Raw genomic sequence first — 12,975 nt, forward strand, 5'->3', positions numbered from 1 at the left:
GGGCCGACCCAGGCGTCGAACCTGAAGTGCCTGTGCCGTTTTCATCATCTGGTCAAGACGTTCTGGAGGTGGTCCGACGAACAACTCGTCGACGGCACCCTCATCTGGACCTCACCCGCCGGGGACCGATACGTCACCCACCCCGGCAGCGCCATCGTCTCCCCGCAGCTGTGCGCACCGACCGCCCCGATGGTCCTCGACACCCGAGATCGGGTGCGCAACGGCTCCGGCCGCTCGGGTTCCGACCGGACCGCGAAGATGCCGCGCCGCCGGCGCACCCGCGCCCACCAACGCGCCCACGACATCGCCGCCGAACGAGCCACCAACCACCGCCTACGCACCACCACACCCGCGGCCCCGGCCCTCGTCGACGACGACCCCAGCCCACCACCCTTCTAAACGGTTCACACGCCGCGCGACCATGGCAAGCGATCCTGCGGGAGCGCCATTGGGAACTGGCCGACACTGCCACAATTTGGGGGCGTCGGCGTTCGCGACGACTTTTGCCCGCCGGGACAGTCGATTCCATTGAAGTAGCCGCCCAACCGAGAGGAACCCCCCATGGCAATCGAAGTAGAACCGGCCGTGTCCCCCTACCTGATCGTCGACGACGCCGCGGCGGCCATCGACTTCTACGTCGCCGCGTTCGGCGCCGAGGAGCTCGGCCGGGTGCCAGGTCCGGATGGCAGGCTCGTCAACGCGGCCCTGCGGATCAACGGCTCCGTGGTGATGCTCAACGACGACTTTCCCGAGATGACCGACGGCAAGTCCATGACTCCCAAGGCACTTGGCGGCACACCGGTGACGATCCACCTCACGGTGACCGACGTCGAGGAGAAGTTTCAAAGGGCAGTCGACGCCGGCGCCACCGTCGTCGCCCCGCTCGAGGATCAGTTCTGGGGAGATCGCTACGGCGTACTCACCGATCCGTTCGGGCACATGTGGTCGCTCGGCCAGCCGATTCGCGAGGTCAGCCCCGAAGAGATCACCGCGGCGATGGCCGCCATGGAGTAGCCCACGAAACAAGATGCCCGCGCCTGCCCCCTAGGTTATAGTCAGATCGACTTTAACCTCAGGAGGTCCGATGCTCGACTGGCTCGCGGAGTTGATCCGCCCCCTGTCCCCGGTGGCGTTCACCATGGCGAACGAGCCGGTGAGCTGGGTCGAACTACTCGGATTCCTCACCGGCGGACTCTGCGTCGCGCTGACCGTCCGCAGGAACGTATGGAACTTCCCCGTCGGCATCGCCAACTGCGCCTTCTTCCTGCTGCTCTTCACCTCGGCACGCCTCTGGGCCGACGCCGGTCTGCAAGTCCTGTTCATCGCGCTCGGCGTCGCCGGGTGGTGGCAGTGGGTGCGGCATCGCGGCGGCCGCGCACCCCTCGTCGTGACCCGCGCCCCGCGACGCGAAATGGCCTGGTGCGTCGGGTTCGTGGTGGTTGGCACCGCGGCGCTGTTCGCCGTCCTGCGCGCCGCGCACGATTCCGCGCCCCTGCTGGACGCCTTCACCACGTGCCTGTCCGTTACCGCGCAATGGTTGTTGAACGGCAAGCGAATTCAGACGTGGTACTTCTGGATTGCCGCTGATTGCGTCTACGTCCCCCTGTACGTGTCCAAGGACCTCAACCTCACCGCGATCGTGTACGTCCTGTTCCTCGGGCTGTGCGTCGCGGGCCTGCGGTCGTGGCGCGGCGCCGCGAAGGACGACCCGTCGTTGCGGCGCGAGAGAGTCACCGTCTCGTGACCGCGTACCGGCACGGCCTGTTCATCGGCAAGTTCTACCCGCCGCACGCCGGGCATCACGCCGCCATTCGCCTCGCCGCCGCGCAATGCGACGAGGTCACCGTGGTGGTGATGTCCTCGGCGTGGGAGACCGTCGCGCTCGCCGATCGGATGTCGTGGCTGCGGGACGAGCACCGCGCGGAGGCCAACGTGCGAATCGCCGGAATAGCTTGCGACGCACCGCTCGACGTCACCGACGACGCGGTGTGGACGGCCCAGGTCGCAGCGATGCGAGCGGCGCTGCGCGCGTCCGGCGCCGACCGTCCCGTGGACGCCGTGTACTGCGGGGACGCCTACGGCGACGAACTCGCGCGACGGTTCGGCGCCTCGGCGGTTCCACTTCGTCGCACCGCGTCGAACAGCACGGCGGTACGACGCGACCTCGCCGGTTGCTGGCACGAGCTGGCACCGGCGACGCGCGCCGGCCTCGCCGTCCGCATCGTGGTGCTGGGCGCCGAGTCGACCGGGACCACCACGATCGCCGAACTCCTGCGGTCGCACTACGCCGCCCGCGGCGGCACGTGGTCCGACACCCGGTGCGTGCCGGAGTACGGGCGGGACTACACCGCCGCGAAGTGGGCGGCCGGTCCCGCCCAGCCGCTGCACGAAATGATCTGGGGTACAAACGACTTCGATCGGGTGGCTGCCGAGCAGACCGCGTCCGAGGAACGGGCAGCCCGGACGGGCTCCCCGCTGCTGATCTGCGACACCGACGCGTTCGCCACCGCCGTGTGGGAGCACCGCTACCTCGGTCCTGCGGCCCGCACCGGACAGCCGTGGACCGCGGTACCGAAGCGCGCCGTGTACCTGCTGACCGACCATCGCGGCGTCCCATGGCTCGACGACGGCATGCGGGAGGGCGACCTGGAGATACGAGCCGCGATGACCGACTGGTTCGCCGACGCTCTGACCGCGGCGGGACGGTCCTGGGTGCTGCTGACCGGATCGGCGTCGGAACGGTTCGACCTCGCCGTCGCGACGGTCGACCCCCTGCTGCGGCTCGGCACGAGCTTCGGCGAACCGCTTCGCGGACCAGGCTTCGAGGCCACCCCGTGAGCCGGCCACCCGACGACGAAGCGGCGTTCCTCCGCGGTTACGACCCCACCGCGTTTCCGCCGTTCGCGCTGACCGTCGACCTTGCGGTGTTCACCGTGCGCGACGACCACCTGTGCATCCTGCTGGTCCGTCGCGGCGAGCACCCACACCGCGGACGGTGGGCGTTACCCGGCGGGCACGTGAGGCACGGGCACGAGTCCGCCGAGGACGCGGCTCATCGCGAGCTGCTCGAGGAGACGGGCGTCGACGCCCGCCGCGCACGGCCGCACCTCGAACAGCTGGCCACCTACAGCGACCCGGCCCGCGATCCCCGGATGGCAGCCGGCCTGCACGTGGTGTCGGTCGCGTTCGTCGCATTGGCGCCCGACCTGCCCGAGGCCGTCGCGGGTAGTGACGCGTCACAGGCGAGGTGGACTCCCGTGGCCGACGTGCCCCGGCTGGCCTTCGACCACCGCGTAATCGTCGCCGATGCCCTTGAGCGGGTCCGCGCGAAGCTCGAATACACCACGCTGGCAATGCACTTCGTCGAGGAGCCGTTCACTCTCGCCGAGCTGCGCCGCGTGTACGAGGCGGTTTGGGGCGTGCCGGTGGACGCCGCGAACTTTCGCCGCAAGATGCTCGGCACACCGGATCTGGTGCAGCCCGCCGACGGTGCACCCGCACCATCCGGCCGTCGAGGAGGGCGACCGGCCGAACGCTACCGGCGCGGCACCGCGAGCCTGATCGTGCCGGCGTTCTACCGCCCGCCGCCCCCACCGAACAGGTAGGACGCCAAGAGCGTGGTGGGCAGGGCGTTGGCCTTGGTGATCTGGCTGATGGCCGAGATGCTGGCCGGCTTCGGCGTGCGCTCCAGTTCGGGGGTGCTTGGGTCAGAGCCGTACAGCCCGAACTGGAGGTCGTAACCCTCGGCCCACTCGAGGTTGTCGACGAACGACCAGTACGTGTAGCCAAGGATGTTCGTATCATGGGCGACCATGTCCTGCACCACTGCGACGTGGTTGACGATGTACGGCGGGCGCTTGGAGTCGCCGGCGTCGGCGATCCCGTTCTCGGTGACCCACAACGGCTTTCCGTACGCCGCGGCAAGCTCGAGTACCTCGCGAAAGCCGCCGGGATCGGTGGGCTGCTTGAAGTCGCTACACGTCGCGGACGGCGTGCACCGCACCGGCAGCCCGCGCAGGAACGGGAAGCCGGGGATGGGCGCGACGCCGAAGCCCTGCATGGGTTGCGAACCGTAGTACTGCACGCCGAGCCAGTCGGCCTTGCCCGTGAATTCGGGGTGCACCTCGTCGGCGGTCTTGACGCCGTCGAAGTTCGCGTCCACCCAGCCGTCGATCACCGCGTTCGGGAACCAGCCGTTGTAGAAGGCGTTCCACGCGTCGGCGGCCTGCACGTCGAGCGGGTTCACCGGATTTGCGGGGCGAGCCGGGATCATGTTGTTGGTGAAGCCGACGAACGCGGCGGGCTTACCGGCGGTTGCAGAGGTCTTGTCCCACAGGTGAATCGCGTCGTATGCCGCGACGTGTCCCCTGGCTTCGTTGACCAGGAACGTCGACGCGAGATCGGGCCGGACTACGCCGGGCGGCCAGGCGGGGACGAGCCCCGGGATGGCGAGGAACTGGGTGAGGACGGGCGAGAACGGTTCGTTGAGGGTCGCCCAGTCGTCCACCTGGTCGCCGTACTTCCAGGCGACGTACGCCGCGAACTTCTCGAACTCGGCGGGGGTGGACGGCGTCAGCCAACCTGCCGCCGGTGCGGGCAGCCCGAGCTGGATCAGCGGCCGGACGGTGATCGGGTCGTTGACCCACGCCGGCAGCGTGAAGTGGTTGACCGTGACGAGCGGTTCGAGCCCGTGCGCGCGCAGCGATGCGAAGACGGCGCGGTAGTGCGCCACCTCGTCCTGGTTGGCCAACCGGTCGAGGGCCTGTAGGTCAGCGAGGCTCACGGTGCCGTTCTCGTCGGAGACGTTCACCGCCGCAGTGGAATTGGGAAAGATCCGACTCCACTCGATGCCCATCCGGAAGGTGTTCATGCCGAGTTGGTCACGGGCCAGGGCGGCGTCGGTGTCGTAGGAGACGTAGGTGCCGGGGCCGTTCTCAGGCACCCCGTGGGTGAGGCCGAGGAATTGGTTGACCGGGTCGTGCACCCACTTGTACCAATCGGAGTTGGGGTCGACCGGCGAACCGGGCCCCCCTTCGGCCTGGAAACCGGCGTGCGCGACGCCCCATCGGAAGCCGACGGGCAGGGACAGGTCGACGCCACTGACCGGGGTGACCGTGACGGTGATCGTCTTGGCGACGCGATGCCCGGCGCTCGGATCGATGAAGCTTCCGAGGATCGGGACGAACTGCAGAAGTCCCAGCGGTCCGTGGAGGTGGAATCCGGCGGCCTCGTCGCTGACGACGACGGTGAATCGATCGGTTCCGCCGACGGCCGCCATCGCGTTCATCGGCCGGTAGGTGAAGTCGCCGTTCGCCTCGACGGTGACGGTCCCGCCGTTGCGGGGCCGACCGACGACGGTGTACGTCATCGCGTCACCGTCGGCGTCCGCTGCGCCCACGTTGCCTTTGACCACGACGTCGCCGTCAAGGTTCAGGCTCTGTGTCTGCGGCCGGGCGGTGACCCTCGGCGACTCGTTGAACAGCTCTCGGCGCACCCAGGCCAGCATCGCCCACGGCGTCGGATCCGACGGCAGTGCGGGGGCGCCGGCGGCGAACGGGCTCCACACCGCGTTGACGACGCTCGACACCAGACCGGTCACGTAGGTGACCACCGTGACCGGATCGAACGCGGTAGGCCACGGACGCAGGGATGGCACGGTGGGTTCGGGCGACCGTTGCACCGCCGCCGGTGCGGACCGCTGGACCGGAGTCGCCGAATCCGATTGCACGTCAGCGGCTTCCGCGCTCACCCGGACCTCGTTGGCGGCGACCTTACTGACGGGCGCCGTGGCCGACTTGGCAGTCGCGGCGGTCGCCTTCTTGGCCTTGGGCTTGGCCACGGTTTCGTCGGTGGGTTCGTCGACGGGTTCCACCTCTGCCGCGTCCTCGGGGTCCTCGGCATCCTCGTCCGCGGTGACGGTCACCGTGGATGCGCTCACCGTGGACGTCGGACCCGGGTTGGTCGACGATCCCGTCGTCGGGCCCTTGGTGCCCGTGTCGGGCGTGTCCGCACCAGCAGCTGCGGGTGCGGACACGGACGCGGGTCCGGGTGCGGCGTCCGACGACTCCGAGCCGTCGTCGGCCCATGCCGTCCCCGTCCCGGTGACCAACGCGGCTCCGACGCCGAGCGCCACCGCCAACTGACCGACGCGACCGACGAACGCCGAAGCTCTCATCCATTTTGCATACGCGCGCACCGAGACGCGCGCGCCCTTTTCGGAAAATGGTCGGGTAGGGCTACAGGCGCAATCCCGAAAGCAGCCGCTGGCCCAGCGACGGAGCCGGCGCCGTTGCCGCCGCCGCGATCATGTCGGGAATGGCGGTGAACTTGTCGCGCGGTCGGTCCGGCCCACCGCGGGCGATCTCCGCGGCGTCGATGGCCTTCCAGCCCGCTGCGTCGACGACGGCCGGCTGCCTGGCGCGGACCAACCTGTCCAGCGACGACGGGCGTTCCCTGGGATCGGGCAGAAGACCCGCGTTGTAGTCGGCGACGAGGTTGTGGACGGTCTCCGCCGCACAGGACTTGTTGGTGCCGATGAACCCCGTCGGACCGCGCTTGATCCATCCGGCGACGTAGACACCCGGCGTCCCGGCGACACGTCCACCGTCGTTGGGCACGATCGCGGCGGCCTCGTCGAACGGCAGGTCGCGAATTGGCTTGCCGCGGTAGCCGATCGAGGTCAGCACCATGCCTGCGGCCAGCGTTCGCACCTCGTCGGTTCCGGTGACGGTGAACTCGACGCCCTCGACGTGGTCGTCACCGAGCACCCGCAGCGGCGTCATCCGATAGGCCAACCGTATGCGGGGCCGACCGATCGGCGCCGACGCGTCGCCAAGCTTGGCCAGCACCTCGAGCTTGTTGCGGGTCAAGGGATCCGACTCGGTGCTCAGATCCTGCTGCACCAGGGCGTGGTCGTCGGCGGACAGCACCACCTCGTGGGTGTTGGTCAGCCCGATGAGCTCCGGCAGCGTGAACGCCGACGCCGAGGGTCCGCGACGCGCGGCGACGACGACCTCCTGTACCCGCGACGTGCGCAGCGCGGCGAGGGCGTGATCGGAGACGTCGGTGCGAGCCAGCGCGTCGGGATCGGTGGTGAGAATGCGTGCCACGTCGAGTGCCACGTTGCCGTTGCCGACCACCACGACGCGCTCAGTACTGAGATCGACTGGCAGATCGGTGAATTCGGGATGGCCGTTGAACCAGGCCACCATTTCGGTGGCGGTGCCGGTCCCCGTCAGGCCCATGCCGTCCACGTCGAGTCGACGGTCGGTCGGCGCGCCAACGGCGTACAGCACTGCGTGGTGATGCTCGGCGAGTTCGGCAAGCGTCACGTGCCGTCCGACCTCGACGTTGAGGTAGAACGTGAAGCCTCGTAGCCCGGCGATGCGGTCGAACAACGCGGTGACCCGCTTGGTGGTCTGGTGGTCGGGCGCCACGCCCGCGCGCACCAAACCGTATGGCGTCGGCAACTTCTCGAACACGTTGACGTGCACGCCCTGCTGGGTCAGCAGTTCGTCCGCGGCGTACATGGCGGCCGGCCCGGAACCGACGACGGCGACGGTGAGCGGTCCACCTGCCCGCCGGTGCACGGCGGGGGCGTCTGCCACCGGCGCCAACTTCGACGTCGGCGGCAGCTTGCCCTCACGCTTCGGATAGAACGCGGCGTTCAGTTCGACGAACACCTGCTGGCTCTCGTCGAGCTTGCTGTCGGGCAAGATCGCGCCGACGGGGCACGCCGATACGCACGCACCGCAGTCCACGCACGCCACCGGGTCGATGTAGAGCATCTCCGCCGTCGCGAACCCCGGCTCGTCGGGCGACGGGTGGATGCAGTTGACCGGGCAGGCGTACACACAGGACCCGTCGCTGCAGCACGACTGGGTGATCACATGAGGCATGTCGGTCTACGCGGCCGGCACCAGGTGCTGGCGCTGCGGCTCGCTGCGGTAGCGGCTGGCACCGCCGTTGATCCGGCAGATCCGCCACATCAGCTTGGCAAACGGGTTCATCAAGCCGGTCTCCTCGCACAGCATCCGCACGTCGCCGAACATGTCGCGCAACATCTTTCGCGACTCGGGAGACTTGAAGAAGATGTCCTTGCGGACCGAGCGCGGGATGTCGAACTCGTCCCAGAACGCGCGCGGCGGCACGATGATCGCCGAGCACAGGACCCGCATGGTCACCGGCACGTAGAGCGAGAGGAAGAAGCGCTTGGTCCGCGACAGGTGGGGCACCCGCTTGCGCAGGTACTCGTGCGCGAACGAGATGTGCCGCGCCTCCTCGGCCACGTGGATGGCCATCACGCGCTCCATGATCGGGTGCAGGGCCTTGCCCTCGCGCAGCACGTTCTTCTGAGTGTGGTCGATCGGCTCCTCGCCGGCGAGGATGCCGAACCAGAACGGGATGGGCAGCGGTCCGGCCACCAGCGGGATGAGGGGCTGCACCCACTTGAGCATCTTCGGCATGCCGGGAACGTCGGCGCCGATGCGGTTCACCATCTCCTGGAACATCAGGGTGTGGTTGCACTCCTCGACGGCCTCGTGCAGGCAGTACCGGTATTCGGGGGAGTTGTTGGGCGTCCAGAACGAGTACTCCATCAGTCCGCGGATGAGGATCGACTCGAAGTGCAGGCCCACCTTGGCCACGTTGCCTTGGCGCCACATGCCGATTTCGATCTGGCGCTCCGTCGGCTGCGCCCGGTACCAGGCGTGCTTGCCGATGGGGTCGGTCGCCGGCAGGATCCACCGCTCGTCACCCGGGGTGACGGCGAACTCCGGCGAATCCCAGTCGATGTCGGTGTATGGGTTGAAGTTGCGACGGACGGACCCCTCGGACAGCGTGGTCAGCGTGTCGACGTACGCGGTGTCGTCGAGGACGTCCATGTTCTTGCGCCAGCGGCGGATGATGCGTGTGCGAGCGGTCTTGGTAGCCATGTGGAGCCTCCCGTGAAGGTTTACATTCGTCACCTTGTTGTCCACGACGGTACCGGAGGTCCCATGAATTGAACAGGACGTTTACCTGTGTGTGCGCTGATCGGGTAATCCACGTCACATGTGACACAGATCTCAGGTCGGGCTGCGCGCATCCTGACGGACTGCGAGCGCCACGGCCTCACTAAGCTGGTGCGCCATGGCCGAACTCGTGATTCCCGCCGACCTCAAGCCTAAGGACGGACGCTTCGGCTCCGGCCCGTCCAAGGTGCGTCCCGAGCAGGTGCAGGCGCTCGTCGACGCCAGCCACCTCTTCGGCACCTCGCACCGGCAAGCACCGGTGAAGAACCTGGTCGGCCGGGTACGCGACGGCGTCCGTCAGCTGTTCTCGGTACCGGACGGATACGAGGTCATCCTCGGCAACGGCGGGTCGACGGCGTTCTGGGACGCCGCCGCCTTCGGACTGGTCGACAAGCGCTCACTGCACCTGACGTTCGGCGAGTTCAGTGCCAAGTTCGCCTCGGCCGTCAAGGCCAACCCCTTCGTCGGCGAGCCCATCATCGTCAAGGCCGATCCCGGCAGCGCACCCGAACCGCAGTCGGATCCGTCCGTCGACGTGGTGGCGTGGGCTCACAACGAGACGTCGACCGGCGTCGCGGTGCCGATTCGGCGACCCGAGGGTGACGCACTGGTCGTCATCGACGCGACGTCGGCTGCAGGCGGCCTTCCCGTCGACGTCAGCGACACCGACGCCTACTACTTCGCCCCCCAGAAGAACTTCGCCTCCGACGGCGGCCTGTGGCTGGCGATCATGAGCCCCGCCGCCCTGGCCCGCGTCGAACAGATCGCGGCGTCGGGCCGCTGGGTGCCCGACTTCCTTTCGCTGCCGATCGCCGTGGACAACAGCCTCAAGAACCAGACGTACAACACCCCCGCGATCGGCACGCTGGTTCTGATGGCCGACCAGCTCGACTGGCTGAACGGAAACGGCGGCCTCGACTGGGCCGTCGCCCGCACCGCCGACTCCTCGGGCCGGCTGTACTCCTGGGCCGAGTCGACCTCCTACACGACGCCGTTCGTCACGGACCCGGCCCTGCGGTCGCAGGTCGTCGGCACCGTCGACTTCACCGACGAGGTCGACGCCGCCGCCGTCGCCAAGGCGCTTCGCGCCAACGGCATCGTCGACACCGAGCCCTACCGCAAACTGGGCCGCAACCAGCTCAGGGTCGCGATGTTCCCGGCCGTCGACCCCGACGACGTGAGCGCGCTGACGGCGTGCGTCGACTGGGTCGTCGAGCGCCTCTGACCGGTCGAGCGTGTCAGCACGGTTACGGGGCGATAACGAAGTAGGGTGACCGCTGAGCTGCCCTAGGAGGTCGCACATGCGAGAACTGAAGGTCGTCGGACTCGACTTCACCAACGGTCGGTCTGGCACACGCATCATCTGCGAGACGGCCGAGGGCACCGAGAAGTTCGTCCTTCGTCCGGACGACCGCCTCCGCGCCGCGCTGAGCGGTGACGCCATGCCAACTCAAGCCGATGCCGAGGTGCCGAACGTGTTGACCCCCAAGGAGATTCAGTCCAGGATCCGCGCGGGCGCATCGGTTGAGCAGGTGGCGGGCGCGGCAGGCGAAGACGCCGCCAGGGTCGAACGATTCGCCCACCCCGTCCTGCTGGAACGTTCCCGCGCCGCCGAACTCGCGACCGCGAGCCACCCCGTGCTGGCCGACGGCCCCGCGGTGCTCACGCTGCTCGAGACCGTCACCACGGCGCTGGTGGCCCGCGGACTCGACCCCGACGCCACGTCGTGGGACGCCTGGCGCAACGAGGACGGCCGCTGGACCGTTCAGCTGACGTGGAAGGCGGGCCGTTCGGAGAACACCGCCCACTTCCGCTTCACTCCCGGCGCGCACGGCGGCACCGCAACGGCGTTCGACGACGCCGCGGCCGAGCTCATCGATCCCCACTTCGACCGCCCGGCACTGCGCTCGGTGGCACCCGTTCCCACGCTCGACCTGTCGCTTCCCGAGCCGACGCCGGCAACGCCCGAGCCGGTCACCGCCCCCACGCCGGAGCCCGCGAAGGCACCGGCCAAGGCCCGCACGCGCAAGCGTCGCGCAGAGGTTCCCGGCTGGGAAGACGTGCTGCTGGGCGTGCGGTCGGCGAACCAGCCCTGAACTAGGCCACCGCCGCCTGGATCGCCATGCCGAGAAGGGCCAGCCATCCGACGGCGACCCCAACTGCACTGCCGAGCACGAACCATCGCCACACCGGCCGGGCTCGCCAACCCCACACCGTCGGGGCAAGGCCGCCGACGGCCACCAGGTTGAGTCCCACCGCGAGCAGCGGATTCACCCGGGTCAGCCCGAGGCTGAGGACGACGATCGCGCCCGCCGTCACGGCTGCGACGAACGCCGCCACGGTAAGGCCCGTCCCCCACGGGGTCGCCGTGTCCTCACTCATGGGGCGAGCCTAGCCCGCTCGTAGAAGGCCATCGCCGCAGCGGTCGCCACGTTCAAGGAGTCGGTCCCCCGCGCCATCGGGATCCGCACCCTGACGTCGCTGGCCCGCATCGTCCGCTCGTTCAGACCCGGCCCCTCGGCGCCGACGAGGATCGCCACCTTCTCGCCGTCCAGCGTCTCCATGGCCGCGGCCAACGTCGGAGCCGCCGGATTGGGCGTCATCGCCATCACTCGGAAACCGTTGTCCCGCAACACGTGGAGCTCCTTGGGCCACTCGGCGGTCCACGCGTAGGGCACCAGCAGCGCATGCCCCATCGACACCCGCACCGCCCGGCGGTACAGCGGGTCGGCACACCCAAGACCGAACACGATCGCGTCGACGCCAAGCCCGGCCGCGTTGCGGAACATCGAGCCGAGGTTCTCGTGGTCGTTGACGCCCTCGAGCACCGCGATCGTCCTGGCCCCTTCCAAGATCTGCGGTATCGACAGCTCAACGGGCCGGGGCGCGGCCGCCAACACCCCGCGGTTGAGGTGGAACCCGACGACCGCCGCCATCACCTCGGCATTCGCCAGGTAGAACGGTGCGTCGGTGGTCCGGAGATCCTCGGCCAGCTCGCCAAGCCTGCGCTCGGTGCCCAGAAACGCCCTCGGCACGAAGCGCGACGCCAACATCCGCTGCACCACCAGCACGCCCTCGGCGATGACCAGACCCTTGCCGCTGGGCAGGTCGGGCCTGCGGTCGATGCTGTTGAGATCGCGGAAGTCGTCGAGCCGGGGATCGGCGGGGTCGTCGACGACGACGACGTTGTCGTGGTGGTTCAAGCGCCGCCGTCGTCCACGATCGCGGACATCAGGTCGGCCGCCGCCAGCAGGGTCTTCCGTTCGTCGGGGTGAAGCTGCGCCAACCGCTGCTGCAGCCATTCCTGGCTGGCGCGGCGCTCGACGTCGAGCAGGTCGCGTCCCGCCGCCGACACCGACACCAGCACCTGACGGCCGTCGTCGGGATGCGCGCAGCGGTCGACGAAGCCCAGCTCCGCCAGCGACGCGATGACCCGCGTCATGGACGGCGGACGCACCCGCTCGCGGATGGCCAGCGCACCGGGCGTGATCGGGCCCTCCTTGTCCAGCGTGGCCAGCGCCGACAGCTGCGACAACGACACCGGGGAATCCGGGCGGCGGAAGCGCAGCTGGCGCGCCAACCGCACCACGGCCAACGAAAGGTCGCTGGCCAGCCGCGCGTCGGGGTCGTTCACGACGCAAACAGTACCGACACCGCAGACGGGAATCGATTAGGTTGTCCGCAATGGACGCAACGCCGCCCGAGCCGCAGCCGGTTCCCCCGGCACTGCCCGAGATCCTCCTGCGGCCGTGGCCGGTGATCTACGTGATCGCCGCCGGCTGGCTCGTCGCCGCGCTGCTCGCCTTCACCGTGCCCGGTCTGCACGACTGGCGTCCGGTGACCGTGGCCGGTCTCGGGGTGGGGGTGGTCGGTACGTCGATCTTCCTGTGGCAACGTAGCGCCGTCCGCCGCGGCTCCCGTGGCGCACAGCAAGGCCTCGACTGAAACTCACTGGAGGAACCCC

General features: G+C 69.0%; 13 protein-coding genes and 1 pseudogene. 8 read left to right on the forward strand and 6 right to left on the reverse strand.

Annotated elements, in window-relative coordinates; genetic code table 11:
• The 5 genes and pseudogenes from ASD37_RS31890 to ASD37_RS28810 all read left to right on the forward strand — a co-directional run.
• Positions 1-399: pseudogene (locus tag ASD37_RS31890) on the forward strand (hypothetical protein); the annotation flags it as partial.
• A 162-nt stretch (positions 400-561) separates the two neighbouring features.
• Positions 562-1,014, forward strand: coding sequence for a VOC family protein (locus ASD37_RS28795; protein WP_056560046.1), 453 nt, complete (start codon positions 562-564; stop codon positions 1,012-1,014).
• A gap of 70 nt (positions 1,015-1,084) precedes the next feature.
• Complete coding sequence (gene pnuC, locus ASD37_RS28800) at positions 1,085-1,744, forward strand: nicotinamide riboside transporter PnuC (protein ID WP_056560047.1); 660 nt, start codon at positions 1,085-1,087, stop codon at positions 1,742-1,744.
• The gene (locus ASD37_RS28805; RefSeq protein WP_056560048.1) at positions 1,741-2,838 is read left to right on the forward strand and encodes an AAA family ATPase; all 1,098 of its coding nucleotides are present in this window, start codon (positions 1,741-1,743) and stop codon (positions 2,836-2,838) included. Before pnuC ends, ASD37_RS28805 begins: the two co-directional genes overlap by 4 nt.
• A complete protein-coding gene (locus ASD37_RS28810; RefSeq protein ID WP_056560049.1) occupies positions 2,835-3,605 on the forward strand; it encodes an NUDIX domain-containing protein in 771 nt (256 codons plus the stop codon). Before ASD37_RS28805 ends, ASD37_RS28810 begins: the two co-directional genes overlap by 4 nt.
• Here the strand turns inward: ASD37_RS28810 and ASD37_RS28815 are convergent.
• From ASD37_RS28815 to ASD37_RS28825, 3 genes are all read right to left on the reverse strand, one after another.
• Positions 3,575-6,175 (reverse strand): family 1 glycosylhydrolase, encoded by a 2,601-nt coding sequence (locus ASD37_RS28815; RefSeq protein ID WP_056560056.1) that lies wholly within the window; start codon positions 6,173-6,175, stop codon positions 3,575-3,577. The genes ASD37_RS28810 and ASD37_RS28815 overlap by 31 nt on opposite strands.
• A gap of 61 nt (positions 6,176-6,236) precedes the next feature.
• Entirely contained in the window at positions 6,237-7,898 is a 1,662-nt protein-coding gene (locus tag ASD37_RS28820) for an FAD-dependent oxidoreductase (RefSeq protein ID WP_056560057.1), read from the reverse strand.
• A gap of 6 nt (positions 7,899-7,904) precedes the next feature.
• A complete protein-coding gene (locus ASD37_RS28825) occupies positions 7,905-8,933 on the reverse strand; it encodes a diiron oxygenase (protein ID WP_056560058.1) in 1,029 nt (342 codons plus the stop codon).
• A gap of 196 nt (positions 8,934-9,129) precedes the next feature.
• Here ASD37_RS28825 and serC point away from each other — a divergent pair, with 196 nt between their 5' ends.
• On the forward strand, positions 9,130-10,236 hold the full coding sequence (serC, locus tag ASD37_RS28830; protein ID WP_056560066.1) for a phosphoserine transaminase: 1,107 nt from the start codon (positions 9,130-9,132) through the stop codon (positions 10,234-10,236).
• A gap of 76 nt (positions 10,237-10,312) precedes the next feature.
• Positions 10,313-11,107, forward strand: coding sequence for a septation protein SepH (gene sepH / locus ASD37_RS28835; protein WP_056560067.1), 795 nt, complete (start codon positions 10,313-10,315; stop codon positions 11,105-11,107).
• A 1-nt stretch (position 11,108) separates the two neighbouring features.
• Here the strand turns inward: sepH and ASD37_RS28840 are convergent, their stop codons facing one another.
• Genes ASD37_RS28840 through ASD37_RS28850 form a run of 3 tightly spaced genes read right to left on the reverse strand, consistent with a single transcriptional unit; the run spans position 11,109 to position 12,645 of the window.
• Positions 11,109-11,393 (reverse strand): DUF2537 domain-containing protein, encoded by a 285-nt coding sequence (locus ASD37_RS28840; RefSeq protein WP_056560068.1) that lies wholly within the window; start codon positions 11,391-11,393, stop codon positions 11,109-11,111.
• Positions 11,390-12,214, reverse strand: a complete 825-nt coding sequence (locus ASD37_RS28845; RefSeq protein WP_056560069.1) for an RNA methyltransferase — start codon at positions 12,212-12,214, stop codon at positions 11,390-11,392. Before ASD37_RS28845 ends, ASD37_RS28840 begins: the two co-directional genes overlap by 4 nt.
• Complete coding sequence (locus tag ASD37_RS28850; protein WP_056560070.1) at positions 12,211-12,645, reverse strand: MarR family winged helix-turn-helix transcriptional regulator; 435 nt, start codon at positions 12,643-12,645, stop codon at positions 12,211-12,213. Before ASD37_RS28850 ends, ASD37_RS28845 begins: the two co-directional genes overlap by 4 nt.
• Positions 12,646-12,695: 50 nt before the next feature.
• Between ASD37_RS28850 and ASD37_RS28855 the strand changes: the two genes are divergently transcribed.
• Positions 12,696-12,956 (forward strand): DUF2530 domain-containing protein, encoded by a 261-nt coding sequence (locus tag ASD37_RS28855; RefSeq protein WP_056560071.1) that lies wholly within the window; start codon positions 12,696-12,698, stop codon positions 12,954-12,956.
• Positions 12,957-12,975 lie beyond the last annotated feature (19 nt).

It is taken from the genome of Mycobacterium sp. Root135 (assembly GCF_001426545.1).
Taxonomy (GTDB): domain Bacteria; phylum Actinomycetota; class Actinomycetes; order Mycobacteriales; family Mycobacteriaceae; genus Mycobacterium.

Coding starts and splice junctions, on each gene's coding strand:
- ASD37_RS28795 (WP_056560046.1), top strand. CDS start 562: ATGGCAATCGAAGTAGAACCGGCCGTGTCCCCCTACCTGATCGTCGAC.
- pnuC (WP_056560047.1), top strand. CDS start 1,085: ATGCTCGACTGGCTCGCGGAGTTGATCCGCCCCCTGTCCCCGGTGGCG.
- ASD37_RS28815 (WP_056560056.1), bottom strand. CDS start 6,175: ATGAGAGCTTCGGCGTTCGTCGGTCGCGTCGGTCAGTTGGCGGTGGCG.
- ASD37_RS28820 (WP_056560057.1), bottom strand. CDS start 7,898: ATGCCTCATGTGATCACCCAGTCGTGCTGCAGCGACGGGTCCTGTGTG.
- ASD37_RS28825 (WP_056560058.1), bottom strand. CDS start 8,933: ATGGCTACCAAGACCGCTCGCACACGCATCATCCGCCGCTGGCGCAAG.
- serC (WP_056560066.1), top strand. CDS start 9,130: ATGGCCGAACTCGTGATTCCCGCCGACCTCAAGCCTAAGGACGGACGC.
- sepH (WP_056560067.1), top strand. CDS start 10,313: ATGCGAGAACTGAAGGTCGTCGGACTCGACTTCACCAACGGTCGGTCT.
- ASD37_RS28840 (WP_056560068.1), bottom strand. CDS start 11,393: ATGAGTGAGGACACGGCGACCCCGTGGGGGACGGGCCTTACCGTGGCG.
- ASD37_RS28855 (WP_056560071.1), top strand. CDS start 12,696: ATGGACGCAACGCCGCCCGAGCCGCAGCCGGTTCCCCCGGCACTGCCC.